At 64.1% G+C, this 25,971-nt stretch carries 24 protein-coding genes; 18 read left to right on the top strand and 6 right to left on the bottom strand.

The genetic code is table 11. The annotated features are described in order from the left end of the window. Positions 1-111: 111 nt before the first annotated feature. Positions 112-1,860, top strand: coding sequence for an AMP-binding protein (locus tag EIC84_RS08140; protein WP_003061649.1), 1,749 nt, complete (start codon positions 112-114; stop codon positions 1,858-1,860). 71 nt (positions 1,861-1,931) lie between these two features. Here EIC84_RS08140 and EIC84_RS08135 read toward each other — a convergent pair whose 3' ends face one another. Further along, the gene (locus tag EIC84_RS08135) at positions 1,932-3,665 is read right to left on the bottom strand and encodes a Na+/H+ antiporter (RefSeq protein ID WP_003061651.1); all 1,734 of its coding nucleotides are present in this window, start codon (positions 3,663-3,665) and stop codon (positions 1,932-1,934) included. Between the two features lie 97 nt (positions 3,666-3,762). Here EIC84_RS08135 and EIC84_RS08130 point away from each other — a divergent pair, with 97 nt between their 5' ends. The 12 genes from EIC84_RS08130 to EIC84_RS08075 all read left to right on the top strand — a co-directional run bounded on the left by EIC84_RS08130 (position 3,763) and on the right by EIC84_RS08075 (position 15,192). Continuing rightward, the gene (locus EIC84_RS08130; RefSeq protein ID WP_003061654.1) at positions 3,763-5,370 is read left to right on the top strand and encodes a carboxyl transferase domain-containing protein; all 1,608 of its coding nucleotides are present in this window, start codon (positions 3,763-3,765) and stop codon (positions 5,368-5,370) included. Between the two features lie 20 nt (positions 5,371-5,390). Further along, entirely contained in the window at positions 5,391-6,329 is a 939-nt protein-coding gene (locus EIC84_RS08125; protein ID WP_003061656.1) for a S9 family peptidase, read from the top strand. Beyond that, positions 6,326-7,108 carry an enoyl-CoA hydratase/isomerase family protein gene (locus tag EIC84_RS08120; RefSeq protein WP_003059063.1) on the top strand — a complete coding sequence of 261 codons (783 nt, stop codon included), beginning with the start codon at positions 6,326-6,328 and terminating at the stop codon, positions 7,106-7,108. The genes EIC84_RS08125 and EIC84_RS08120 overlap by 4 nt, the downstream gene beginning before the upstream one ends. A gap of 61 nt (positions 7,109-7,169) precedes the next feature. Continuing rightward, positions 7,170-7,922 (top strand): DUF4126 domain-containing protein, encoded by a 753-nt coding sequence (locus EIC84_RS08115; protein ID WP_003061657.1) that lies wholly within the window; start codon positions 7,170-7,172, stop codon positions 7,920-7,922. Between the two features lie 58 nt (positions 7,923-7,980). After that, the gene (locus EIC84_RS08110) at positions 7,981-10,017 is read left to right on the top strand and encodes an acetyl/propionyl/methylcrotonyl-CoA carboxylase subunit alpha (protein WP_003061659.1); all 2,037 of its coding nucleotides are present in this window, start codon (positions 7,981-7,983) and stop codon (positions 10,015-10,017) included. A gap of 178 nt (positions 10,018-10,195) precedes the next feature. Further along, positions 10,196-11,119, top strand: coding sequence for a glyoxylate/hydroxypyruvate reductase A (locus EIC84_RS08105; protein ID WP_034361271.1), 924 nt, complete (start codon positions 10,196-10,198; stop codon positions 11,117-11,119). Between the two features lie 167 nt (positions 11,120-11,286). Further along, the gene (locus tag EIC84_RS08100; protein WP_003061662.1) at positions 11,287-12,195 is read left to right on the top strand and encodes a hydroxymethylglutaryl-CoA lyase; all 909 of its coding nucleotides are present in this window, start codon (positions 11,287-11,289) and stop codon (positions 12,193-12,195) included. 23 nt (positions 12,196-12,218) lie between these two features. Continuing rightward, on the top strand, positions 12,219-12,785 hold the full coding sequence (locus EIC84_RS08095; RefSeq protein WP_003061664.1) for a DUF2799 domain-containing protein: 567 nt from the start codon (positions 12,219-12,221) through the stop codon (positions 12,783-12,785). Positions 12,786-12,831: 46 nt separating this feature from the next. Continuing rightward, positions 12,832-13,329, top strand: coding sequence for a YbaK/EbsC family protein (locus EIC84_RS08090; RefSeq protein ID WP_003061666.1), 498 nt, complete (start codon positions 12,832-12,834; stop codon positions 13,327-13,329). Then, positions 13,326-13,616 carry a DUF1289 domain-containing protein gene (locus EIC84_RS08085; protein WP_003061668.1) on the top strand — a complete coding sequence of 97 codons (291 nt, stop codon included), beginning with the start codon at positions 13,326-13,328 and terminating at the stop codon, positions 13,614-13,616. The genes EIC84_RS08090 and EIC84_RS08085 overlap by 4 nt, the downstream gene beginning before the upstream one ends. Positions 13,617-13,638: 22 nt before the next feature. Then, positions 13,639-14,274, top strand: coding sequence for a 2-hydroxychromene-2-carboxylate isomerase (locus EIC84_RS08080; RefSeq protein WP_003061670.1), 636 nt, complete (start codon positions 13,639-13,641; stop codon positions 14,272-14,274). Between the two features lie 144 nt (positions 14,275-14,418). Continuing rightward, positions 14,419-15,192, top strand: a complete 774-nt coding sequence (locus EIC84_RS08075) for a glucose 1-dehydrogenase (protein ID WP_003061672.1) — start codon at positions 14,419-14,421, stop codon at positions 15,190-15,192. 170 nt (positions 15,193-15,362) lie between these two features. Here the strand turns inward: EIC84_RS08075 and EIC84_RS08070 are convergent, their stop codons facing one another. Further along, positions 15,363-16,121 carry an IclR family transcriptional regulator gene (locus EIC84_RS08070; protein ID WP_003061673.1) on the bottom strand — a complete coding sequence of 253 codons (759 nt, stop codon included), beginning with the start codon at positions 16,119-16,121 and terminating at the stop codon, positions 15,363-15,365. A 132-nt stretch (positions 16,122-16,253) separates the two neighbouring features. Here EIC84_RS08070 and EIC84_RS08065 point away from each other — a divergent pair, with 132 nt between their 5' ends. The 3 genes from EIC84_RS08065 to EIC84_RS08055 all read left to right on the top strand — a co-directional run bounded on the left by EIC84_RS08065 (position 16,254) and on the right by EIC84_RS08055 (position 19,033). Continuing rightward, on the top strand, positions 16,254-17,246 hold the full coding sequence (locus tag EIC84_RS08065; RefSeq protein WP_003061675.1) for a tripartite tricarboxylate transporter substrate binding protein: 993 nt from the start codon (positions 16,254-16,256) through the stop codon (positions 17,244-17,246). A 180-nt stretch (positions 17,247-17,426) separates the two neighbouring features. Next, positions 17,427-18,113, top strand: coding sequence for a diguanylate cyclase (locus tag EIC84_RS08060; protein ID WP_003061677.1), 687 nt, complete (start codon positions 17,427-17,429; stop codon positions 18,111-18,113). Then, the gene (locus tag EIC84_RS08055; protein ID WP_003061678.1) at positions 18,110-19,033 is read left to right on the top strand and encodes an NAD(P)-dependent oxidoreductase; all 924 of its coding nucleotides are present in this window, start codon (positions 18,110-18,112) and stop codon (positions 19,031-19,033) included. The genes EIC84_RS08060 and EIC84_RS08055 overlap by 4 nt, the downstream gene beginning before the upstream one ends. 244 nt (positions 19,034-19,277) lie before the next feature. On the opposite strand, the gene EIC84_RS08050 is transcribed toward EIC84_RS08055, so the two are convergent. Beyond that, complete coding sequence (locus EIC84_RS08050) at positions 19,278-20,396, bottom strand: NADH:flavin oxidoreductase/NADH oxidase (RefSeq protein ID WP_003061680.1); 1,119 nt, start codon at positions 20,394-20,396, stop codon at positions 19,278-19,280. 109 nt (positions 20,397-20,505) lie between these two features. Beyond that, complete coding sequence (locus tag EIC84_RS25945) at positions 20,506-20,667, bottom strand: hypothetical protein (RefSeq protein ID WP_003061681.1); 162 nt, start codon at positions 20,665-20,667, stop codon at positions 20,506-20,508. An 83-nt stretch (positions 20,668-20,750) separates the two neighbouring features. On the opposite strand from EIC84_RS25945, the gene EIC84_RS08045 reads away from it, so the two are divergent. Continuing rightward, a complete protein-coding gene (locus EIC84_RS08045; protein ID WP_003061683.1) occupies positions 20,751-21,671 on the top strand; it encodes a LysR family transcriptional regulator in 921 nt (306 codons plus the stop codon). Positions 21,672-21,763: 92 nt separating this feature from the next. Here EIC84_RS08045 and EIC84_RS08040 read toward each other — a convergent pair whose 3' ends face one another. Continuing rightward, positions 21,764-23,497, bottom strand: a complete 1,734-nt coding sequence (locus EIC84_RS08040) for a cation acetate symporter (protein ID WP_003061684.1) — start codon at positions 23,495-23,497, stop codon at positions 21,764-21,766. Then, positions 23,494-23,802 carry a DUF485 domain-containing protein gene (locus EIC84_RS08035; protein WP_003061686.1) on the bottom strand — a complete coding sequence of 103 codons (309 nt, stop codon included), beginning with the start codon at positions 23,800-23,802 and terminating at the stop codon, positions 23,494-23,496. The genes EIC84_RS08040 and EIC84_RS08035 overlap by 4 nt, the downstream gene beginning before the upstream one ends. Before the next feature lie 292 nt (positions 23,803-24,094). Here EIC84_RS08035 and EIC84_RS08030 point away from each other — a divergent pair, with 292 nt between their 5' ends. Next, positions 24,095-25,777, top strand: coding sequence for an MFS transporter (locus tag EIC84_RS08030; RefSeq protein WP_003061688.1), 1,683 nt, complete (start codon positions 24,095-24,097; stop codon positions 25,775-25,777). Positions 25,778-25,971: the final 194 nt, after the last annotated feature.

The raw sequence follows: 25,971 nt of genomic DNA, 5'->3' as shown, positions 1-25,971 counted from the left end.
ACCTCTTCTGGACAGGGCTTGCCCTTATTCTGAGGTGCAGAAAACGGTGCTGAATGGACGCCGTGCAGCCAGTTCGCAGGTGGCTGCCGGCACGCAAGGAGACACAAGACCATGCCATCGCAAGTGAACGCGCTGACCGCCAGCTATGCCAAGGGGGGCACGGATGTGCCGCTGATCGAGCAGACGATTGGCGATTTTTTTGCTGCAATGGCACAGCGCCAGGGCTCGCGTGACGCGCTGGTCAGCCGTCATCAGGGCCTGCGCTACAGCTATGCCCAGCTGCATATGGCTGCGCGCCAGCTGGCCAGTGCGCTGCTGTCGCAAGGGCTGGTCAAGGGCGACAGGGTGGGTATCTGGAGCCATAACAACGCCGAGTGGGTGCTGATGCAGCTGGCAACGGCGCAGGTGGGACTGGTGCTGGTCAATATCAACCCGGCCTACCGCACCTCTGAAGTCGAATACGCGCTCAACAAGGTGGGCTGCAAGGCGCTGGTGTCCATGCCGCGATTCAAGACCAGCGACTATCTGGGCATGCTGCGCGAGCTGGCGCCCGAGTTGGCGAGCTGCGCGCCAGGCCAGCTGCAATCCAAACGCCTGCCGGCCTTGCGCACCGTGGTGTGGATTGACGCAGCCGGCTCAGGTGCGGCCGGCCCAGGTGCGGCGGATCTGGACGCCGAACAGCCCGGCATGCTGCGCTTTTCGCAGTTGATGGCACAAGGAACCAGTGCGGATGAGCGCATTGATGCGATTGCGGCCACGCTCAGCAACCGCGACCCCATCAATATCCAGTTCACGAGCGGCACCACGGGCTTCCCCAAGGGCGCGACGCTGACGCACCGCAACATCCTCAACAATGGCTTTTTCATTGGTGAATGCATGCGCCTCACGCCCGAGGACCGACTGTGCATTCCCGTGCCCCTGTATCACTGCTTCGGCATGGTGCTGGGCAATCTGGCCTGCTTCACCCATGGCTCGACCATCGTCTATCCCAATGATGGCTTTGACCCCATCACCGTGCTGGAGGCAGTGCAGGCCGAGAAATGCACGGGTCTGCACGGCGTGCCCACCATGTTCATTGCCGAGCTCGACCATCCGCGCTTTGCCGAGTTCGATCTGTCCACTCTGCGCACCGGCATCATGGCCGGCTCGCCCTGTCCCATCGAGGTGATGAAGCGCGTGGTGCGCGACATGCATCTGAGCGAAATCACCATCGCCTACGGCATGACGGAAACCAGCCCCGTGAGCTGCCAGAGCGATGCCGACACGCCTCTGGAAAAGCGCGTGGCCACCGTGGGCAAGGTGCAGCCGCATCTGGAGGTGAAGGTCGTGGACCCGTCCACGGGCGAGATCATGCCGCCGGGCCAGTCGGGCGAGCTGTGCACGCGTGGCTATTCCGTCATGCACGGTTACTGGGAAGACGAGGCCAGAACCCGCGAGGCCATCGATGCCGAGCAGTGGATGCACACCGGCGATCTGGCGACCATGGATGGCGAAGGCTATGTGAATATCGTGGGCCGCATCAAGGACATGGTGATCCGTGGCGGCGAGAACATCTACCCGCGTGAAATCGAGGAATTCCTCTATCGCCACCCCAACGTGCAGGACGTGCAGGTGGTGGGCGTGCCCGATGTGCGCTATGGCGAGGAGCTGTGTGCCTGGATCATTGTCAAGCCCGGCCTGGAACTCGGCGAAGATGAGATCCGTGAGTTCTGCAAGGGGCAGATTGCGCACTACAAGGTGCCGCGCTATATCCGCTTTGTCCAGGCCTTCCCGATGACGGTGACGGGAAAGATCCAGAAGTTCAGGATTCGCGACGAGATGATCGAGTTGCTGGATCTGCGCGTGATCAAGACAGCCTGAATGCCATGTTGAACCATGCCTGCACCCCCTGCCAAAAGCCCCGCATCTGCGGGGCTTGGGAAGAGGCATGTTCAGTGCTGGTGGGCGCTGGTTTCGCTCTTGGGAAGGCCGGCGGCGCGGCGTGCGACAGCGAGGCGCTTGCGCATGGCGATTTCCTGCATGTCCAGCTCGCTGACCAGACTGCGCAGCGATTCGTCGTTGATGCGGTGGGCCTGTCTTTCGGCGTAGTAAAAGTCCCGCTCGGCATGAATGCACTCGATGCGGGTTTCGATCTCCATCACATAGCGCAGCTTGCGCTGGCGCACGACTTCGGGCGCTTCGCGCAGCAGTTCTATGCTTTGCGCGGCGCCGCTGCCGTCGTCCAGCAACTGGATGCGGTTGCGGTATTCCTGGGTCAGGTGGCCGTTGACCTCCTGGCGCATCGCCACCCATTCGGGGTCGCGGCGCAGCACTTCCTCCTCGCTCAGCGTGAGCTTGGCCATGGCCGCCATGCAGGCCTGTTCGCGGGCCAGGCGCTCCTCACGCACGGTGGGCGACTCTTCGTGCGGGGGCAGATGGCGCAGCACGATGGGAAGGCCCACGGCGCCGATCACCAGCGTGAACAAAATCGTGCCGGTGGCGAGAAAGACCAGCATGTCGCGACCCGGGAAGGGCTGGCCATTGTTCAGCAGCATGGGCACGGACAGCGCGCCGGCCAGCGTGACCGCACCGCGAATGCCGGCCAGCGTGGTGGCCAGATTCAGCAGTGGCGAGGGACGCTCGGACATCTTGCCCTGCCGGTGGGCGCGCAGCAGCGAGCCATGCACACCCAGCACCAGCCAGATCCAGCGCATCAGCAGCAGCGCAAACGAAATCGCGGCCACATAGCCGACCAGAATCCACCAGTCATGGCCGGCCTGATGCAGCGGCACGCCGATGATGGAGGGCAGCTGCAGGCCCAGCAGCAGGAAGATGGCGCCGTTGAAGGCGGCCTCCACCATGCTCCAGGTGCCTTCGGTCTGCAGGCGTTCGCTGATATAGCTGCTGCGCTCCAGGTCGGCGAAATTGGTGGCGATGCCTGCGGCCACGGCAGCCAGAATGCCGGAGACACCGATCTTCTCACCCACGATATAAGCGGCAAAAGGCAGCAGCACCAGCAGCAGCACCATCTGCGTGGCTGCGACATCGCCCAGGCGGCGTGTGATGGTGCCGCGCGCATGGCTGAAGCCCCAGCCTATCAGCGCACCCACACCCAGGCCGCCGACGGCCATCCAGGTGAATTCCTTGGCGACTTCGCCCCAGGAGAACATGCCGGTCAGCGTGGCTGCAATCGCAAACTTCAGCGCCACAAGGCCCGATGCGTCATTGAGCAGCGACTCGCCCTCCAGCACATGCATGGTCTTCTCGGGCATGCCCAGATTGCGCGTGATGGCCGAAACGGCCACGGCATCGGTGGGCGAGATCACGGCGGCCAGGGCAAAGGCCACGGTCAGCGGAATCTCGGGAATCATCCAATGGATGAGATAGCCCAGGCCCAGCACGGTGAACAGAACCAGGCCCAGGGCCAGCAGCAAAATGGGTTTGGCCAGTGCGAAGAATTCACGCTTGGGGATGCGCCAGCCGTCGGCGAACAGCAGCGGCGGAATGAAGAGCAGCAGGAACAGCTCGGGGTCGAACGCGATGTGCAGGCCGGCTTGCGGCCAGGCAATCAGCGCACCCAGTGCGATTTGAATCAGAGGCAGGGGGATGGCCCGGATATAGCGGGCCACAATGCCTGTCAGCGCTCCCAGCAGCAAGACAAGCAGAACAGTTTCAACAGCGTGCATAAGGCATTTTCTTCAACTGCAGTGGCAGCGCTGTGTCTGAGCAAGAAAAAAACCAAGTTCCCGTATCGGGCAAAGTAATCAAGACAAGAGGCAAGCGATGAGCATTCTGGGCACACAACTGAATCCGCGTTCGGCAGATTTCCTGGCCAACGCCGCTGCCATGCAGGCGCTGGTCAATGAGCTGCATGCACGCTGCGATCAGAACGCGCTGGGCGGCAATGAAGCCGCGCGCGCCAAGCATGTGGCGCGCGGCAAGCTGTTGCCGCGCGAGCGCGTGCAGCGGCTGCTGGACCCCGGCACGCCGTTTCTGGAGCTGTCGCCGTTGGCCGCGCTCAATATGTATAACAACGATGCGCCGGGCGCTGGCGTGATTGTCGGCGTGGGTCGCGTCAGCGGCGTGGACTGCATGATCGTCTGCAACGACGCCACCGTGAAGGGCGGAACCTACTACCCGATGACGGTGAAAAAGCATCTGCGCGCGCAGGAAGTGGCCGCGCAGAACCGTCTGCCCTGCATCTATCTGGTCGATTCGGGCGGTGCCAATCTGCCCAATCAGGACGAGGTTTTCCCCGACCGCGAGCACTTCGGCCGCATCTTCTACAACCAGGCCAATATGAGCGCTCAGGGCATCGCCCAGATCGCCGTGGTCATGGGCTCGTGCACGGCAGGCGGCGCCTATGTGCCGGCCATGAGTGACGAGTCCATCATCGTCAAGAACCAGGGCACCATCTTCCTGGGCGGCCCTCCTCTGGTCAAGGCCGCCACCGGCGAGGTGGTCAGTGCCGAGGACCTGGGCGGCGGCGATGTTCACACGCGCCTGTCGGGTGTGGCCGACCATCTGGCCGAGAACGATCTGCATGCACTGGCGCTGGCACGCCAGGCAGTGGCAAACCTGAACAAGGACAAGCCCCGGTCGCAGACCGACCATGCGCCTGCCGCGCCCCTCTTCGAGAGCGAAGAGCTGTATGGCGTGATTCCCGTCGATACGCGCAAGCCCTTCGATGTGCGCGAGATCATCGCCCGTATCGTGGACGGCAGCCAGTTCGACGAGTTCAAGGCCCGCTTCGGCAACACCCTGGTCTGCGGCTTTGCGCGCATCGAGGGCATGCAGGTCGGCATCATCGCCAACAACGGCATTCTGTTTTCCGAGTCGGCCGTCAAGGGGGCACACTTCATCGAGCTGTGCTGCCAGCGCAGGGTGCCACTGGTGTTCCTGCAGAACATCACGGGCTTTATGGTCGGCCGTAAATACGAAAACGAAGGCATTGCCCGTCATGGCGCCAAGCTGGTCACAGCCGTGGCCACGGCTGCGGTGCCCAAGTTCACCATCATCATCGGCGGCAGCTTTGGCGCGGGCAATTACGGCATGTGCGGCCGCGCCTATTCGCCCCGTTTTCTCTGGATGTGGCCCAACGCGCGCATCAGCGTCATGGGCGGCGAGCAGGCGGCCAGCGTGCTCGCCACCGTCAAGCGCGACGGCATCGAAGCCAAGGGCGGCAGCTGGAGTGCCGAAGAAGAGGAGCGCTTCAAGGCGCCCATTCGCCAGCAGTATGAAGACCAGGGCCATCCCTATTACGCCACGGCTCGTCTCTGGGACGACGGCGTGATCGATCCCGCCGACACGCGCCGCGTGCTGGCGCTGGGCCTGGCTGCCGCGCGCAATGCGCCGATTGAGGACACGCGCTTCGGCGTATTCCGCATGTAAGCGGCTAGAGGCTGCCAATCATGTCGCGTCGCCATTTCCTCACCTGCTTGCCGGCAGTCCTGCTGTCGGCAGCGCTGGCCATGCCCATGGTTGGCGCCGCCGAGCCAGCGGTGCAGCGCATGGACGCGCGCATTCCGGTCTGGGTGCCAGCGAGCGGCGATTCGCCTGCGCACAGCGCCGAGTTGACAGGCCATGTCTATCGTCCTCATGGGCAGGGTCCTTGGGGATTGATCGTGCTCAACCATGGCACACCCAGCGGCAAAGAGGCGCGCGAAACCATGCGCGATCGCTACGGCCCGCAGGCGCGCGCTCTGGCCGAGCTGGGCTATGTGGTGGTGACGGGCTTGCGCCGCGGCTATGGCGCATCGGACGGTCCTCTGGCCGACCGCTACGGCAGCTGCGATGACCCCGACTACGCCCATGCGGCCCAGGAGGCAGCGCGCGATGTGGCGGCCATCATGACTTACGGGCAAAAGCTGCCTTATGTCGATGGCTCGCATGTGCTGCTGCTGGGCAAGTCTGCCGGCGGCTTTGCGTCGCTGGCGCTGGCGGCGCAGCAGCCCGTGGGCTTGCGCGGCGTCGTCAACTTTGCCGGCGGCCGCGGTTCGCAGCCGCAGATGCGTGAGAAAGCCGCGGTTTGCGGCGAGGCGCAACTGCTCAAGACCGTGGCCGGCTTTGCCGCCACCAGCCGTGTGCCCCAGCTGTGGATTTATGCCGAAAACGATAGCTACTTTCGCCCGCCGCTGGTGCGCAAGATGGCTGAAAGCTATCTGGCCGCAGGCCAGAACCTGAAACTGGTGTTTGCTCCATCCAGCGGCGCTGAGGGACACCAGTTCTTTGACCGTGCAGCCAATATCGGGCAATGGTTGCCGCAGGTCCGTGAATTCCTGATGCAGCAGCTGCCGGGTACGGCGGCTGCGCAACTGCAACGCCCTAACTCACTGGGAGACAAGCCATGACTGCTTTGACTTTGACCGTGGATGGCGGCATCGCCCGCGTCACGCTGGCTCAGCCCGCCATTCGCAACGCCTTCAGCGATGCGGCGATTGCCGAGATCACCGCCGCCTTCCTCCAGGTCGGCGAGCGTGCCGATGTGCGCGCCGTGGTGTTGGCCGCCGAAGGACCCGCATTCTGCGCGGGCGCGGACCTGAACTGGATGCGCCGCATGGCCGATTACTCGCGCGACGAAAACCGCGTTGATGCGGGTCTGCTGGCCGAGATGCTGCGCGTCATCTACGAATGCCCCAAACCCACGATTGCGCGTGTGCAGGGCGATGTCTATGCGGGGGGCATGGGCCTGGTGGCCTGCTGCGATATGGCAGTGGCGGCTGATACGGCGGGCTTTTGTCTCAGCGAGGTCAAGATCGGCCTGATTCCCGCCACCATCAGCCCCTATGTGATCCGCGCCATGGGTGCCAGGGCTGCGCACCGCTACTTTCTCACGGGCGAGCGCTTTTCGGCGCAGGAGGCACATCGCATCGGCTATGTACATGAGGTGGTCGATGCCGACGGGCTGGACGCCGTGGTCGACGGCTGGCTCAAGCATTTGCTGAGCGCCGGCCCCGCAGCGGTGCGGGCCTGCAAGCGCCTGGTGCTGGACATGGCCGAGCGCGAGATCAGCGAGCAGCTGATTGCGGCGACTGTGGAGTCGATTGCCACCATCCGCGCCAGTAGCGAAGGCAAGGAAGGCGTGCAGGCCTTTCTCAACAAGCGCAAACCCAACTGGCTGCCCGGATGAGATGACAAACCTTGTGTCCGGGGCGCTTTAGAGTCCGGGCGAGACATAAGGAATGAACACCATGGATATCTGGCAAACCATCATCGACTGGCTGCACCGCATCGGCCTGCATATCGACCCCGAAACGGCCAGGGCCGTGGGCGATGCTGCCGGCCAGGTCGGAGATGTGGCTGCCAGGGCCGGGCAAGCCGTGGGGCAGATGGACATGGCCTCGATGCTTGCGCTGGCCGCGGCTCTGGGCTGGGCCAGCGGCTTTCGCCTCTATGCCGTGGTGTTTGTCGTGGGCCTGTTGGGTGCAAGTGGTTTGATGCCTCTGCCCGGCGGTCTGCATGTGCTGCAGCATCCCATGGTGCTGGTCATCAGCGGCGGTCTGCTGTTCGTGGAGTTCTTTGCCGACAAGATTCCCGTGGTCGATTCGGTCTGGGACCTGTTCCAGAGCGTGCTGCGCATTCCCGCCGGGGCGGCGCTGGCGGCCTCGGTCTTTGCTGCCGACAGCACCACCATGGCCATGGCTGCCGCCTTGATGGGCGGAACGCTGGCCGCGACCAGCCAGGCCGCCAAGACCACCACGCGTGCCCTCATCAACACCTCGCCCGAACCGTTCTCCAACCTGGGAGCCAGTCTGGCTGAAGACACGGTGTCGCTGGGCGCCATCTGGCTGGCGCTGACCAATCCGCTGGTGTTTGCCGCAGTGCTGCTGGTCGTGGTGATTGCGATGTGGCTGGTGATCTGGGCGCTTTGGCGCTTTCTCAAGGCGATTTTTCGACGCCTGCGCGGCACTGGCGATGCGCAGGAACCCTTGCAAAAAACATAGCTGCTTGCGTTTGATGGATATGCGCTGAGTGGTGATTTGACCGATAAACGGAGACGATATGTTCAAGAAAATTCTGATTGCGAATAGAGGTGAAATCGCCTGCCGCGTAGCCGCCACCGCCCGTCGCATGGGTGTGAAGACCGTGGCCGTGTATTCGGATGCCGATGCCAGGGCCAAGCATGTCGCGGCCTGCGACGAGGCCGTGCACATCGGCGGCAGTGCGCCCAAGGACAGCTATCTGCGCTGGGAGCGCATTCTGGAGGCCGCCCAGGCCACGGGTGCCGAAGCCATTCACCCTGGTTACGGATTTCTCTCCGAGAACGAAGACTTTGCCAATGCCTGCGCGGCGGCTGGTCTGGTCTTCATCGGCCCGCCCGCCAGTGCGATTCGCGCCATGGGTCTCAAGGCCGAGTCCAAGCAACTGATGGAAAAAGCCGGCGTGCCGCTGGTGCCAGGCTATCACGGTCACGACCAGAACCCCGAGCTGCTGCAACGCGAGGCCGACCGCATCGGCTATCCCGTGCTCATCAAGGCCAGCGCGGGCGGTGGCGGCAAGGGCATGCGGCTGGTGGAAAGGAGCGAGGACTTTGCGGCTTCGCTGGAGTCCTGCAAGCGCGAGGCCATCAACAGCTTCGGCAACGATGCCGTGCTGATCGAGAAATACGTGCTGCGTCCGCGCCATATCGAGATCCAGGTGTTTGGCGATACACAAGGCAACTGCGTCTATCTGTTCGAGCGCGACTGCTCGGTGCAGCGCCGCCACCAGAAGGTGCTCGAGGAAGCGCCGGCGCCGGGCATGACTGCCGCGCTGCGCCAGAAGATGGGCGAGGCCGCCGTGGCCGCCGCCAAGGCCGTGAACTATGTGGGCGCGGGCACGGTGGAGTTCATCGTCGAGCAGCCCGGCGGCTACGACCAGCCCGAAGCCATGAAGTTCTACTTCATGGAAATGAACACCCGGTTGCAGGTGGAGCACCCCGTGACCGAAGCCATCACTGGTGAGGACCTGGTGCGGTGGCAGCTGCTGGTGGCTTCGGGACAGCCTTTGCCCAAGGCACAGTCGCAGCTTCGTATCCTGGGGCATGCCATCGAGGCACGCATCTGCGCCGAGAACCCCGAGAACAACTTCCTGCCCGCCACCGGTCATCTGGCCGTCTATCGCAAGCCAGAATGCAGCAGCTTCGAGATCAGCGATGTGCGAGTGGACGACGGCGTGCGCGAGGGCGACGCGATCAGCCCCTTCTACGACTCCATGATCGCCAAGCTCATCGTCCATGGCGAGGACCGCGCCCAGGCGCTGGCGCGTCTGGACGCGGCGCTGGCCCAGACCCATATCGTGGGCCTGACGACCAATGTGCAGTTTCTGCGCCAGGTGGTGAAGAGCCAGGCTTTCTCCAATGCCTTGCTCGATACCGCGCTGATCGAGCGCGAGCGCGAGGCCTTGTTCGGCAAGGATTTCGTGGGCCGCGACCTGGCCGTCGCCGCTGCCATGGCCTGGCAGCTGCAGGGCGAGCAGGCAGGCCAGGGCGTCGACCCCTTCAGCCGCCGCGACGGCTGGCGCATGTCGGGCCGCTATGTGCGCTCCTTCGGCTTTGCCTACCGCGGCGAGGACTTCACGGCCGGCCTGGCCTATGGTCGCGACACGCAGGCGGCGCAGACCTATCAGCTAGGCATTGGCGAGGGCGAGAGCCGCAGCGATGCCGCGCTGCAGTGGCGCGCGCTGGCCGACGGGCGGCTGGAGCTGGGCCTGGACGGCAAGCGCACGGTGGTCGTGGTCCATGCCCAGGGCGACCAGCTGTCCATCTTCACCGAGGCGGGCAGTACCCAGATCACCGTGGTCGACCAACTGGCCCACGCCGGCGATACCGGCCATGAAGGCGGTCGCCTGACTGCGCCCATGCCCGGCAAGGTGGTGTCTTTCACGGTCAAGGCCGGCGACAAGGTCAGCAAGGGCCAGCCGCTGGCCGTGATGGAGGCCATGAAGATGGAGCATACGATTGCCGCCCCTGGCGATGGCGTGGTGCTGGAGCTGCTGTATGTGCCTGGCGACCAGGTCAGCGAAGGCGCCGAGCTGCTGCGCATCGAGGTTGCCGCCTGATCCGCCCAGGGTTGAACTGTTTAACAAAAAGAGCAGCTTGTGCTGGACTATCCATGAATTCAGTTACTTTCAATGATGAAATCAATACAGATAAAGCGCAGGATGCTTCTTTTTTGATAGTTGTCCATTGGTCATCCGCGTCTGCAGCAGGAATGCCAAAGCGTTAGGCTTCGCATCCATGAAAGTCTTATTTTGCTGTGACGATACGCGGCCGGAACCCTGGCTCAAAGGTTTGCATGACGCGCTGCCGGGCGCGGAGATTGCCATCTGGGAGCCGGGCGCGCCCCAGGCCGACTATGCACTGGTCTGGGCGCCGCCCCAGCAGTTTCTTGACGAGCAGGCGGCCGGCCTGAAGGCCATGTTCAACATCGGCGCGGGCGTGGATGCGCTGCTGCCGCTGCGCATTCCCGCCGAGCTGCCCGTCTACCGCCTCGAAGATGCGGGCATGGCCGTGCAGATGGCCGAGTATGTGGCCCAGGCCGTGATCCGCTTCTTCCGTGGCCTCGATCAGTATGAGGCCGATATGGCGCAAGGCCTGTGGCAGCACCAGCGCAACCCCAGGCGGGTGGACTATCCCGTGGGCGTGATGGGCCTGGGCAAGATGGGCGAGCGCGTGGCCAGGGCGCTGACGGTGTTCGATTTCAAGGTCAATGGCTGGAGCCGCTCGCCGCGCGAGCTGCAGGGCGTCGAATGCTTCAGCGGCATGGACAGCCTGGACCGCTTTCTGTCCGAGACGCGCATTCTGGTCAATCTGCTGCCCCTGCACGACGAGACCCGCGACATCATCAATGCCCGCACGCTGGCGCTGCTGCAGCCCGGCGCCTATGTGATCAATGTGGGGCGCGGCGGCCATGTGGTCGATGCCGATCTGATTGCGCAGATCGAATCCGGCCATGTCATCGGCGCCATGCTGGATGTGTTCCGCGAGGAGCCGCTGCCCGAGAATCACCCGTTCTGGAAGCAGTCCAGAATCATCCTCACCCCTCATACCTCGGCCCGCACGCTGGCGGCGGACAGCATTGCCCAGATCGTGGGCAAGGTCGCCGCCATGAGCCGGGGCGAGTCCGTCACAGGTCGAGTCGACCTGAGAAAAGGGTATTAACCCCCTGAGCCGTTGCGCCTAGGCGGCTTAGCGGCTTCCCCCTTTCTCTGCGGAAGGGGGACGACGCCAACGCTGCGGGGCGGCGGGGCCGCCCAGGCCCTTGCTGGGCGTCTCTTGCGACGGGGGATTGTTCAGTGGTTCAGGTAAAGAAGCGATAGGAGAACGAAATGAAATACCCCGCACGCGTCAAGATCATCGATGTGGGCCCGCGCGACGGCCTGCAGAACGAAAAGCAGCCTGTGCCTGCCGCGGTCAAGATCGAGCTGGTGCAGCGCCTGCAGGACGCAGGCCTCAAGGAGATCGAGGTCACCAGCTATGTGTCGCCCAAATGGGTGCCGCAGATGGCGGACAACGCCGAAGTCATGGCGGGCATAGCGCGCCGAGGCGGGGTGCTGTATTCGGTGCTCACGCCGAATCTCAAGGGCTTCGAGGCCGCGCTGGCCGGCAAGCCCGACGAGATCGTGGTGTTCGGTGCGGCCAGCGAGGCCTTCAGCCAGCGCAACATCAACTGCTCGATTGCCGAGAGCATAGAGCGCTTTGCGCCTGTGGTGCAGGCGGCCCTTCAGGCCGGCATTGCCGTGCGCGGTGCCATGAGCTGCACCGTGGGCTGTCCCTACGAGGGCGAGATCGCGCCCGAGAAGGTGGGCTATCTGGCCAGGCTCATGAAGAGCATCGGCGTGCAGCGCGTGGACGTGGCCGACACCATTGGCGTGGGCACGCCCGTCAAGGTGCAGAAGGCGCTGGAGGCCACGCTGGCGCACTTCGATATCGACCAGGTGTCCGGCCATTTCCACGATACCTATGGCCAGGCCCTGAGCAACACGCTGGCGGCGCTGGATCTGGGGGTCTGGAACTTCCAGTCTTCGGTCGCAGGCCTTGGCGGCTGTCCCTATGCCAAGGGCGCCACGGGCAATGTGGCCACCGAAGACGTGGTCTATCTGCTGCAGGGCATGGGCATAGAGACCGGCATCGACCTCGACAAGCTGATCGATGCGGGCCAGTTCATCAGCGAGCATCTGGGCCGCCCCACGCAGTCGCGCGTGGCCAAGGCCTTGCTGACCAAGCGCGCGGGTTGAGGCCAAGCCCGGCCCGGGCAGGCATGGGCGTTGTTACCATCGCCGCCATGCAAGCAAGATCACGTTTTTCACTGGCCCTGTGTCTGGCGGCAGCTGCCCTGCTGGGCGGCTGCGCCGGCATGGATGCCCAGGAGTGCAGGGACACGGACTGGGCCTATCTGGGCCAGCTCGATGCCATGGACGGCAGGCTGGACCTGTCCACCCGCGCCAGACGCCACTTCAAGGCCTGCAAGGACCAGGGCGTGCAGATGGATGCGCGGGCCTATCAGCAGGGCTGGCTGCGCGGCCTGCAGGATTTCTGCACCCCGGAAAGCGGCAAGGCCTATGCGGAAGCCGGCCGCAAGTTCCAGCTGGGCTATTGCCCGGCGCCGCTGGAGGCCGCGTTTTTGCAAGGCTATGCGCCGGCGCGCGAGCGCTATCAGGACAGGCAGTCGGTGCTTGAGCTGGAGCGCCGCATCGAGGCCAAGAAAAAAGAGCTGCGCGAGGCGCGTGACGCCAAGAACAGTGCCGGACATATCGCCTATGTCCAGAAAGACCTGCGTGATTTGCAGCTGGAGCTGGTGCAGCTCAGGCTCAAGCTGGCACAGTAGGGGCCGTGACGCTGCCGGATGGCGGCGCGATTTTCAGGAAAACATCATGTGTGGGTCAGAACTTCATGCGCTGCCGGAAGGCGTGCAGCGCGTCAGCCGCTTTTTGCAGGATGCCGGTCATCCGCATGCGCCGCAGATGCTGGACGGCGCGGCGCGTACCGCCCAGGAGGCAGCCGATCAGCTCAGCATTCTGGTCGGGCAGGTGGCCAAGAGCATCATCTTCAAGCGCAGGAGCGATGGCGCGGCCGTGCTGGTCGTGGCCTCGGGCGACAGGCGTGTCGATGAAAAGAAAGTGACGCAGCTGGTGGGCAAGGTCGGTCGCGCCGATGCGGATTTCGTCAAGTCCAGCACCGGCTTCTCGATTGGCGGCGTCAGCCCCGTGGCCCATGCAACCAAGGTAGTGACCTTGATGGATGCCGAGTTGCAGCGCTTCGAGACGGTGTGGGCCGCAGCAGGCCATCCGCACGGCGTGTTTCCCGCATCGCCTGCGCAGCTGCAGGCTCTTACTGCCGCCCCCTGGTCGGATGTGGTGGAGCAGGCATGAGTACCGAACTTCTTCAGGAACAGCAGGCACAGCAGGCTCAGCAACTGGCACAACTTGCCGCCAAGGCCGAAGTGGCCCTGGTCTGGGCCGAGGCCGACCAGCCCGTGGCTTCGCCCTGCATCAACGTCTGCCGCATGACGGCGGACCGCAGCCATTGCCAGGGCTGCTTCAGAACCATTGACGAGATTCGCGCCTGGTCCAAGGGCGATGCCGAGCTGCGCCTGAAGATCTGGGGCCAACTGCTGCAGCGCGCCGGCCTCGAGGACCCGCGCAAAGCCGAGATCTGATCGCCCTTAGAGGAGAGCCGACATGAAGCACATCACTTGTTATCTGGACTTTGTGTCGCCCTATGCATGGCTGGCGCTGGAGCAGATGCCCAAGGCGCTGCAAGGGCTCAGCTATCACGTTGATTACCGCCCGGTGCTGCTGGGTGCCTTGCTGCAAGGCAATGCCAACCCCGGACCGGCCGGTATTCCTGCAAAGCGCACCTGGACCTACCGCCATGTCACATGGCTTGGCCGGTCGCTGGGCATACCTCTGCAGATGCCGGCCCGGCATCCGTTCAAGCCGCTGCCGCTGCTGCGGCTGGCGCTGGCCCATGGGCGTGACGGCAGCATCAACCGCTTTGTGGCGCAGGCCGTGATGCAGCATGTCTGGCAGGGTGGCCAGGAGGCCAATGATGCGCAGCGCCTGCAGCAGTTGCGCGAGCAGCTGAAGGAGCAGTTGAGCAAGGAAGAGGACAGTGCCGAGGTCAAGCAATGGCTGCGCAGCAATACGGAGCAGGCGCAGCAGGCCGGCGTGTTCGGCGTGCCAGCCTGGGTAGTGGACGGCCATGTATTCTGGGGCCTGGATGCCTTGCCCATGTTGCAGGCCTATCTGCGTGGCGATGAGTGGTTTGCGCAGCAGTGGGAGGCCGCAGCTGGCGTGTCCTGGGGGCTGGAGTAGGGCGGCAGGTACGGGCCGGAGCCGGGATCGACACGCAGGACGGTGCTTTCTCTCTGGCATCGGCCATGGCGCCTAGGCGACGCCGGGCGTGGCGGGCCTTGCATAAGCTGGTGCGGTTTTTAAGACCATCAAGGAGACCGCACCATGGATACCCAGCAGATGTTTTCGCTCAAGGGCCGCACGGCTCTTGTCACCGGTGGTTCGCGCGGTATCGGCCGCATGATCGCCGAAGGCTTTGTGCGCCAGGGCGCGCGCGTGTACATCTCGGCGCGCAAGGCCGAGGCCTGCGACCAGACGGCGCGCGAGCTGTCGGAGCTGGGCCACTGCGTTTCGCTGCCAGCCGACGTGTCCACCATGGACGGCGTGAAGTCGCTGGTCGATGCTTATGCGGCGCACGAAGGCCAGCTGGACATCCTCGTCAACAACGCGGGCGCGGCCTGGGGCGCGCCCTATGACGAATTTCCCGAAAGCGGCTGGGACAAGGTCGTGGACCTGAACATGAAGTCGCCCTTCTTCCTGACCCAGGCGCTCACGCCCATGCTGCGCAAGTCGGCCGCGGGCGCTCAGCTGGCCAAGGTCATCAACATCGCCTCCATCGACGGCATCTCGGTTAACTCCTGGGAGACCTACTCCTACGCGGCCAGCAAGGCCGGCCTGATCCACCTGACCAAGCGCATGGCCCTGCGCCTGGCGCCCGAGCGCATCGTGGTCAGTGCCATCGCGCCCGGGCCGTTCGCCTCGGAGATGAACAAGAACGCGCGCGACCATGCGGACGAGGCCGCGGGGCGCGTGCCCCTGGGCCGCATCGGCGAGCCCGAGGATATGGCCGGCGCCGCCATCTTCCTGGCCTCGCGCGCCGGCGACTATGTGGTGGGCTCCACCCTGGTTGTGGACGGCGGTTGCGCCTGGGCGCGCTGAACTCACCCGAGCGCAGCCATCGAATAAAAAGATAGCTTCTTCCGCTTTATGGATAAGTAATTCAGATGCAAAAGTATCTGAGTTTCAATTTCAATAAGCGAGAAAAGCTATTGTTTTTTGAACCTTCATTCCGACAAAAATGAATCCTTTCGGGGGCTGGTTTCCTGCCCTCAGGGATGCCACTGCGTCGCGCGCACAGGGCTGGCGGCCGGTGTGGCGGAGTTGCCGGCCAGCGCATAGGACAGCTTGTTGGCTGCGGCGATCACGGTCCGGGCCAGGGCTTCGAGCCTGGCCTCGGGCAGTCGCGATGCGGGGCCCGAGATGCAGACCGACCCCATGAGCCGCCAGTGCATGCCGAACACCGGCGCCGAGACCGTCGCCACACCTTGCTCGCGCTCGCCGATGGAGCAGTGGTAGCCCTTTTGGCGGATCTGCTCGTAGATCTCGCCGGGCTCGCCCGAGAACGCGAGGATGACGCGGCCCGGCGAGCCCTTGTCCAGTGGCAGCCCCTCGCCCATGCGCGCATGGTGGCGCAGGGCCTGCGGCCCTTCCACGCGTACCAGGCAGGTACGCACATGGCCCTCGCGCACGTAGAAGGCGGCGCTCTCGCCGCTGAGTTGTGTGAGCTCGCGCAGCGCGGGCTCCAGCACGTTCTGCACATCGAAGCCTGCCTGGTAGCGCGCGCCCAGCCAGCCCGAGGAAGGACCCAGCCGCCATTCCCCGTCCTCGCGCTGCACCATGTAGCCCGACCGGGCCAGCGTGCGCGCCAGCCGCAGCACCGTGGTCTTGTGCAGGCCGCAGCGCCGGCTGAGTTCGGCCAGCGAAAGATGCGATTCGCCCAGCGCAAAGGCCTCGAGCAGCTGCAGTGCGCGGGTGACGGCAATGACGCCGTCGCCGGACTTCTGTGCGGATTGGGTTGGGTTGCTCATGATGCAATGCGTTTCATTCTACGAAACAGCATTGTATGGGTTGAAACGTTTGCCTAAAGTCGCCTCCAGCGGTCGGGGCTTCCGGCTGCACGCATCAGAACACGCTTCAAAGCGACCAACAGGAGACAACAGATGAACTTTCGCCCGCTTTCGCGCGCCTTGCATGCCGCCGTGCTCGGCATCGTGGCCGTAGTCACCCCCTTCGCTGGCGCGCTGGCGCAGCCCGCCTATCCGGCCAAGCCGATCCGCCTGATCGTGCCGTTCCCGCCCGGCGGCGGCACGGACATGATTGCGCGCACCGTGGCGCAGAAGATGGCCGAGCAGAACAAGTGGAGCGTGGTGGTGGACAACCGCCCCGGCGCGGGCGGCAACCTGGGCGTGGACGCTGCGGCCAAGGCCGCGCCCGACGGCTACACCCTGGTCATGGGCCAGACCAGCAATCTCGCCATCAACCCCTGGCTCTACGCCAAACTGCCCTACGACCCGATCAAGAGCCTGGCGCCCGTGGCCCTGGTGTCCTCGGCGCCCATCGTCATGGCCGCTCCCGCCAACACGCCCTACAAGACCTTTGCCGAGCTGGTGACGGCGGCCAAGGCCAGGCCAGACGGCATCACCCTGGGCTATTCGGGTAACGGCACCGTGGCTCATCTGGCGGGCGAGCAGGCCCAGAAGATTTCGGGCATGAGCCTGCGCCATGTGCCCTACAAGGGAGCAGGCCAGGCCATGACGGACCTGGTGGGCGGACAGATCGACCTGTACATGTCCGCCATTCCCACGCTGCTGGGCCAGGTGCGCAACGGCAAGCTGCGACCCATTGTCGTGACCTCGCTGGCGCGCTCCAGCCAGCTGCCCGACACGCCCACGCTGGCCGAGCTCGGCTACAAGGACTTCGAGGCCAGCTCCTGGTACGGCGTGCTGGCGCCCGCGGGCACGCCCGAGGCCATCGTGCAGCAGCTCAACAAGGCCATCAACCTGGCCCTGAAGCAGCCCGATGTGGCCGAGAAACTGCGCTCCGAGGGGGGCGATGTGCTGGGCGGCACGCCCCAGGCCTTTGCCCAGCTGCTGCGCACCGAGGTGCCGCGCTGGGGTCGCATCGTCAAGGACTCGGGCGCCAGCCTGGACTGAGACCGATCACGCCACCGCGCCATCGCGCCAACCAGCCACCCACCCAGCACACCTGCCGCGCCATGCCTGGCGCATATGTCTGGCATGTGCCCTTGCGGGCAGGGCGCGGTGCGCCCTGCCACTCCTGCTCCCTCTTCACTTTCACCCTTGCAACCGGACCGAACCGCGGACCTAACCATCATGAGCCAACTTTCAGAAATCATCCGTGACTTCGAGCGCGTCAGCGCCGAGGTCGTCCAGAAGGCATCGAGCTTCCAGGCCGCCATCCTGGCCGACGTGGCAGGCCGCCGCGGCACCATGAACGCACGCGTGGCGCCCGTGCATCAGGATATGAAGCTCGCCGGTCCGGCCTTCACCGTCGAGGTGCGCCCCGGAGACAACCTGATGATCCACGCCGCCATCGCCCTGGCCAAGCCCGGCGATATCCTGGTCATCGACGGCAAGGGAGACCAGACTGCGGCCCTGATGGGTACGCTGATGCTCAGCGCCTGCAAGAAGACAGGCCTTGGCGGCGTGATCGTGGATGGCGCGATCCGCGACAAGCTCGAGCTGCTGGAGCTTGGCTTTCCGGTGTTCAGCGCCGGCTTCAATCCTGCAGGTCCGACCAAGTTCGTGCCCGGTCGCATCAACCACCCCATCTCCTGTGGCGGTGCGACGGTGAACCCGGGCGACCTGGTGGTGGGCGACGCCGACGGCGTGGTCGTGATCGAGCGCGCCAAGGCGTCCGCCATGTTGGCGCTGGCCGACAGGAAAGTGGCCGACGAGGCCGCGCGCATCGAGGCCATCGCCCGCGGCGACACGGCCTCGAGGTGGCTGCCCGCCGCGCTGCGCGCGGCCGGCGTGCTCAAGGAAGGAGAGACGCTGTGAGCACCATCATCGTCACGGGCGCTGACCTGGCGCAGCAGGCCCTGGATCTGCTGCAAGGCCACGACATAGTCTACGCGGGCAAGACGCCCACCGAGCAAGACCTGGTGGCCCTGTGCAGTCGGCATGATCCCGTCGCCATCATCGTGCGCTACGGCAAGGTGGGGGCCGCGGTCATGGACGCCGGACCTTCGCTCAAGGTGATTTCCAAGCACGGCAGCGGCACGGACACCATAGACAAGGCCGAGGCCGCGCAGCGCGGCATCGAGGTCGTGGCAGCGGTTGGCGCCAACGCGGCGGCCGTGGCCGAACAGGCCCTGGCCCTGCTGCTGGCCTGCGCCAAGTCGGTGGTGCAGCTGGACTCGCGCATGCACTCCGGCCATTGGGACAAGGCCACGCACAAAAGCCTGGAGCTGGCCGGGCGCACCGTGGGCCTGGTCGGCCTGGGCGCCATAGGCCTGCGCTTTGCGAAGATGGCCGATGCACTGGGCATGCGCGTGATCGGCTTTGATCCCTTTGCGGGCCAGTTGCCCAGCTACGTGCAGGCCGTGGACCTGGATACGCTGTGGCGCGAAAGCGATGCGATCTCGCTGCACTGCCCGCTGACCGACGACAACCGCAATCTGCTCAACGCCACAACCCTGGCGTGCTGTAGGCGCGGCGTGATTGTGGTCAACACCGCGCGCGGCGGTCTCATCGACGAGGCCGCGCTGCTGGCCGCCGTGCAGCAAGGCCAGGTCAGCGCCGCGGGCCTGGACAGCTTTGCCGTTGAGCCCATGGCGGCTGGCCACCCGTTCCTGCACCAGCCGGGTTTCATCCTCAGTCCGCACATCGGCGGCGTGACCTCGGATGCCTATGTGAACATGGGAGTGGGAGCGGCGCGCAACGTGCTGGCGGTGCTGGAGCGCGCGAGCGTCTCCTGAGCCGGCGCCTGCCTTGCAAGGCCGATGAGACTGGTTGCGGGCTTTGCTGCGGGCGGGTGAGGCATCGATGCGGTGCGCTCTTTCCCGCCCTAGCGCGCGGTGGCGTCCAGTTCTGCGGTGCAGGTCGTGGGGCGGGCCGCCGGTGAAAACCTTGGCCGACTGCATGGCGCGGGAGCGCAGGAGCGCAGGCAGCCCGGCCTCCTTGCGGTCGATATCTGTGGCGCGTCGAGGGGCGACGGCCGACTCAGGCTGCGGCCTGCTTGGCCGCGCCGCGATAGCGCTCCAGCCAGTGGGCATAGGGTGCGGGCAAGGTCCAGTCGGGGCGGTCCACGCCCAGGCTTTGCGCCAGCTGATAGGTGTAATGCGGGTTGGCCAGATGGGCGCGGCCTATCATCACCAGATCCACCTGGCCGTCTGCCACGATGCGCTCGGCAATCTGTGGATCATCCATGCCCCAGCCTGAGGCCACGGGCAGGCCGGCGCTGCGGCTCACGCGCTGGGCAATGGGAGCGAGGAAGGCGGGCGTGCCCCAGGGAATCTTCACATCGGGAATCACGAAGTTGACGCTGACGTTGAGCAGATCCAAGCCGCGCTCGCGCATCTGGCGCGTCACGGCAATCGATTCCTCCAGGGTTTCTTCGTCGCGGCCGTCGTACTCGATGACGCCGAAACGCGCTGTCAGCGGCAGATGCTCGGGCCAGACCTCGCGCACCTTGGCCACGGTCTCCAGCAGAAAGCGGGCACGGTTGCTGAAGCTGCCGCCATAGGCATCGTCGCGCTGGTTGCTGTGGGCCGAGAAAAAACTCTGCGCCAGATAGCCGTGGGCAAAGTGCAGCTCCAGCCATTCGAAGCCGGCTGCCAGGGCACGGCGCGCTGCCGCGACAAAGTCGTCCTGTACGCGGGCGATGTCCGCAAGCGTCATAGCGCGGGGAACACGGGGCAGACCGCCGCCAAAGGCGATGGCCGATGGTGCAATCGGCTGCCAGCCGCGGGCATCGCCTTCGGCAATATGGTCGTCGCCTTCCCAGGGATTGTTGGCGCTGGCCTTGCGTCCGGCATGGCCGATCTGGATGCCGGGCACGGCGCCTGCGGCCTTGATGCCAGCGGCAATGCGCGACATGCCTTCGATCTGGCCGTCGTTCCACAGGCCGGTGCAGTCGGGCGAGATGCGGCCCTCGGGCGACACGCCCGTGGCTTCGACAATCACCAGCCCCGCGCCGCCGCGCGCCATGGAGGCGTAGTGGACCTGGTGCCAGTCATTGGTGAGACCGTCCACGGCGCTGTACTGGCACATCGGCGGAATGGCGATGCGATTGCGCAGGGTCAGGCTTTTGAGGGTGAAAGGGGTAAAGAGTGCAGACATGCGGAGTATTGGTGGTGCGAATGGAGTGAGCCAGCAGTCCTGTGGCAATGCAGGATGCAAAAGGTTTGATAGCGACTAGCGCTTTTCATTGCTTGTTTTCAGAATGAAATCAATCTGAAACCCAATGAATGAAGTTGCTGACAGCTATCAAAAAATCAAGGAAAGCGGGTTCGGAAAGCGGCGGATACAGGTCCTGGGCAATGATCTCGCCGGAGGCGAAGTTTTCGGTGTTGCCCGGCATGTAGTCGGCGGGCCAGTGAATGCGGTGCATGCAGGGCTTCTGTCGAAGGGAGTGGGGAAATGATGGGGTCTGTGATGAAATAAATCCAATCGATATTTCTGATTTATGAAATCATGCCGACTGATATCAAGAGTCTGGACCTGAATCTGCTCAAGGCCCTGGATGCGCTGCTGGACGAGCGCAGCGTGACGCGCGCGGCCGAGCGTCTGGCGCTGACCCAGCCGGCGGTCAGCGGCATGCTGACGCGGCTGCGCGAGAGCTTCGACGATCCCTTGTTCGTGCGCACGCAGCGCGGCATCGCCCCCACGCTGCGCGCGCTGGCACTGGCCGGGCCGCTCAAGGAATTGCTGTGCAATGCCGAAGCGCTGCTGCGTCCCCAGGCCTTTGATCCGGCCACAGCACATATGACGCTGCGCATTGCCGCCACGGATTACGCGCTGCAGGCGGTGGTGCTGCCGTTTCTGGCCGTGTTGCGCCAACGCGCGCCCGGTCTGTGTGTGGCCGTGGTACCGGCACAGCATCTGCCGCTGCACGAGCGACTGGAGCGCGGCGATATCGATCTGGCGCTGGTTACGCCGGAGCGCACGGCCCCCGATCTGCATGCGCGCCGGCTGTTCGATGAACGCTATGTCTGCGTGATGCGCCAGGGCCATCCCGATGCGCGCCGGCGTGGCCTGTCACTGGAGCGTTTCTGCGCTCTGGACCATGCGCTGGTGTCCTATGACGGAGGCGGTTTTCATGGCGTGACAGACGAGGCGCTGGAGCGATTGGGGCGGCGCCGGCGCGTGGCGCTGTCCGTGACCAGCTTTCTGGTGCTGCCCGAAATCCTGCGCAGCAGCGATCTGATTGCCGTCGTGCCGCGGCGTCTGGTCAAGCCCGACTCGGGGCTGGTGGTGCTGGAGCCGCCGCTGGAGATTCCGGGCTTCACCAAGACGGCTGCCTGGCATGCGCGCACCCATCGCTCTGCGGGGCACCAGTGGGCGCGAGAGCTGTTGTTCGAGTTGGCGCAGGCCGGCGGGATGGACGTGGAATGAGCGCGGCCCGCAGAAACCGTGGCGGTCTCTGCGGGCCGAGGTGAGGGCAGATTCCTGCCGGGGCCCGGCATGGCGCCGGGCCATTCACATCATCAGTGGCCGGATGCGCCTGCCGCACCCAGACCGGTTTCCGAACGCACTTGCTGCGCAGGGAACACGGCGCGCTCCTTGGCAGCCTGAGCGCTCTTGTCGAGCACGGAGAACAGCCACACGCCGAAGAAGCCGATCGCCATGGAGAACAGTGCAGGCGAGGCGTAGGGGAACCATGCCGAGCCGGCCGGGTTGCCCAAGGTGCCTTCCCATACCGAGGGCGACACAATGGTCAGGCCCACGGAGGAGACCAGGCCCATGAAGCCGCCGATGACGGCGCCCTTGGTGGTGCAGTTCTTCCACAGCACGGACAGCAGCAGCGGCGGGAAGTTGGCCGAAGCCGCCACGGCAAAGGCCAGCGAGACCATGAAGGCGATGTTCTGCTTCTCGAACACAATGCCCAGCAGCACGGCCACAAAGCCCAGGCACAGCGTGGTGATGCGCGAGACCTTGAGTTCGGAGGCGCTGTCGGCCTTGCCCTTCTTGATGACGGTGGCGTAGAGGTCGTGCGAGACGGCCGAGGCGCCGGACAGGGTCAGACCTGCGACCACGGCGAGAATCGTGGCAAAGGCCACGGCCGAGATGAAGCCGTAGAACACATCGCCGCCCACGGTCTTGGCCACCAGCACGGCCGCCATATTGGCCGTGCCTGCGCCGCCGTGGATCACGCCCTTGGCCGTGTCCGCCATTTCGGGGTTGGTGAGCACCAGGGTGATGGCGCCGAAGCCGATGATGAAGATCAGCACATAGAAGTAGCCGATCCAGGTCGTGGCCCAGAACACGCTCTTGCGTGCTTCCTTGGCGTCAGGCACGGTGAAGAAGCGCATCAGGATGTGGGGCAGGCCCAGGGTGCCGAACATCAGCGCCATGCCGAAGCTGATGGCGGAGATCGGGTCCTTGATGAAGCCGCCCGGACCCATGATGGCCAGGCCGAGCTTTTCCGCCACGGATGGCTCTGCGCCGCCATTTGCGGCGATCTGGGTGCGAACCTTCACACCTTCGGCAAACAGTGCCTCGGGGCTGAAGCCGTACTTGGCCAGCACCATGAAGCCCATGAAGGTCACGCCGGCCAGCAGCAGGCAGGCCTTGATGATCTGCACCCAGGTGGTGGCCGTCATGCCGCCGAACAGCACATAGATCATCATCAGGCCGCCGACCAGCACCACGGCAATCCAGTAGTCCAGACCGAACAGCAGCTTGATCAGCTGGCCTGCGCCCACCATCTGGGCAATCAGATAGAAGGCCACCACGACCAGCGTGCCGCAGGAGGCAAAAATCCGGAAGGGCTTTTGCTCGAAACGGTAGCCGGCCACGTCGGCAAAAGTGAAGCGGCCCAGATTGCGCAGGCGTTCCGCCAGCAGAAAAGTCAGAATCGGCCAGCCGACCAGAAAGCCGATGGAGTAGATCAGGCCGTCATAGCCGCTGGCCATGACGGAGGCCGAGATGCCCAGGAAGGAGGCGGCGGACATATAGTCGCCCGCAATCGCCAGACCGTTCTGAAAGCCGGTGATGCCGCCGCCTGCGGTATAGAAATCGGACGCCGACTTGGTGCGGCCCGCCGCCCATTTGGTGATCCACAGGGTTGCCACCACAAAGGCGGTGAACATGATGATGGCCGTCCAGTTGGTGGCCTGCTTGGCGGCGTTGCCGACGTCGCCGCCGGCGGCCAGCACGGGAGCTGTCGCGACCAGCGCCGCAGCGCCCGCCAGCCATTGGGAAGAGATGCGCTGCTTCATTGCTTGATGCCCTTGAGAATGTCGCGGGTGAGCTGATCAAACTCGTTGTTGGCGCGGCGCACATAGAGGCCGGTAATGATCACGGAAAAAATGATGACGCCCATGCCGATGGGAATGCCCAGCGTGGTCACTCCAGCGCCTATGGGCCGGGCCAGGAATTCCTTGTCGAATGCGATCAGCGCGACATAGCCGTAGTACACGATCAGCATCAGGACGGTCAGCGCCAGGCCGAGGCGATTGCGCTTGCGGCGCAGCTGCTGGTAGGCGGGGTTGCTTTGGATGGTCTCTATCACCGGGTCTCGCACAGCGTTGTCTCCTTTGAAGTTTTCCAGCCTGCCATCAGGTGCTCGGTGGCTTGCTTGCGATGCATTCTGAGAAGCCCGTCTGACCGTCTCCTTACTTACGATATCGGTGTTTGCCCCTGGTTTTTCACATCAAAAAAAAACCAATCCGGGTAAGTGCGGAGAGGGTCGGGTAATGCCCAGTCTTGAATTTTTGAGAAGCATTTTTTTGTAAGTTAGCGGTCAGTTGTCGCTTTGATATTGGGCAAACAGGTGAGTTGGCAGCGCCTGAAATTCCAAAACCTAGGAGACAAACATGGCCATCAATGCGACAGCACATATGGGAGGTAAATCGGCCCCAAGGCCGATGAGCCCGGAAGAGCGCAAAGTCATCTTTGCGTCTTCCCTCGGAACCGTTTTCGAGTGGTACGACTTCTATCTGTACGGATCTCTGGCAGCCATCATCGCCAAGCAGTTCTTCAGCGGTCTGGATGCAGGATCGGCATTCATCTTCGCGTTGCTGGCCTTTGCGGCAGGCTTCATCGTGCGCCCCTTCGGCGCGCTGGTGTTCGGCCGTCTGGGCGACATGATCGGGCGCAAGTACACCTTCCTGGTGACGATTCTGATCATGGGCCTGTCCACCTTCATCGTCGGCATCTTGCCCAACTACGCCAGCATTGGCGTGGCCGCCCCCGTCATCCTGATCGCGCTGCGCATGCTGCAAGGCCTGGCCCTGGGTGGCGAGTACGGCGGCGCTGCCACCTATGTGGCAGAGCATGCGCCGCATGGCAAGCGCGGTGCTTACACCTCGTGGATTCAGACCACGGCAACGCTGGGCCTGTTCCTGTCGCTGCTGGTGATTCTGGGTGTGCGTACCTCGATGGGCGAAGAGAAGTTTGCCGACTGGGGCTGGCGTATTCCCTTCCTGGTTTCCATTTTGCTGCTGGCCATCTCGGTCTGGATTCGCATGACGCTGTCCGAGTCTCCAGCCTTCCAGAAGATGAAGGCCGAGGGCAAGGTGTCCAAGGCGCCTCTGACTGAGTCGTTCGGTCAGTGGAAGAACCTCAAGATCGTGATTCTGGCGCTGGTCGGCCTGACTGCCGGCCAGGCTGTGGTCTGGTATACCGGCCAGTTCTATGCGCTGTTCTTTTTAACGCAGCAACTCAAGGTCGATGCCGTGACGGCCAATCTGATGATTGCCGCCGCACTGCTGATCGGCACGCCTTTCTTTGTGATCTTCGGCACGCTGTCCGACAAGATCGGCCGCAAGCCCATCATCATGCTGGGCTGCATTCTGGCCGTGTTGACCTACTTCCCGGTCTTCAAGGCGCTGACCGAAGCCGCCAACCCAGACCTGGCTGCGGCTCAAGCCAAGAACAAGGTGGTCATCGTGGCCGATCCTGCGGAGTGCTCCTTCCAGTTCAACCCCACAGGCACGACCAAGTTCACCAGTTCCTGCGACGTGGCCAAGCAGGTGCTGGCTGCGGGTTCCGTGAGTTATGAAACCGAAGAGGCGGCTGCAGGCACGCAGGCCATGATCCGTATCGGTGCGACCGAGATTCCTTCGTTCTCGCTCAAGGGCCTGAGCCCTGAAGACGCCAAGGCCAAGGACGGTGCGTTCAAGAAGACTGTGGCTGCAGAACTGGCCAAGGATGGCTATCCCACCAAGGCCGACCCCGCCAAGATGAACAAGGTCATGATGGTCGTGATCCTGACCTATCTGGTGCTGCTGGTGACCATGGTCTACGGCCCCATCGCGGCCATGCTGGTGGAGCTGTTCCCGACACGCATCCGCTACACCTCGATGAGCTTGCCCTATCACATCGGCAACGGCTGGTTTGGCGGTTTGCTGCCCACCATGTCCTTCGCCATCGTGGCGCAGACCGGCAATATGTACAACGGTCTCTGGTACCCCATCATCATCGCTGGTGTGACGGCCGTGATCGGCACGCTGTTCGTGCCCGAAACCAAGGATCGCGACATCTACGCCGAAGACTGATGCCAGGCGCTGATGCTGCAATTTATGCAGCATCGCATCAAAGACCTGCAAGGCTTGTGCTTTGCAGGTCTTTTTTATTTGCCTCAGCACTAGTGGGTTACAGCAGTGTGGCAACAAAGCATCATTGCGTTACTTTTTTGCGATGGAAATCATGCTTTTGAGAGGGGGCAACCTAGAATCACACCTAGCCGCGA

The organism is Comamonas sp. A23, from assembly GCF_004522605.1.
Classification (GTDB): domain Bacteria; phylum Pseudomonadota; class Gammaproteobacteria; order Burkholderiales; family Burkholderiaceae_C; genus Comamonas; species Comamonas thiooxydans.
This window is presented reverse-complemented; position numbering and strand designations above follow the sequence as displayed.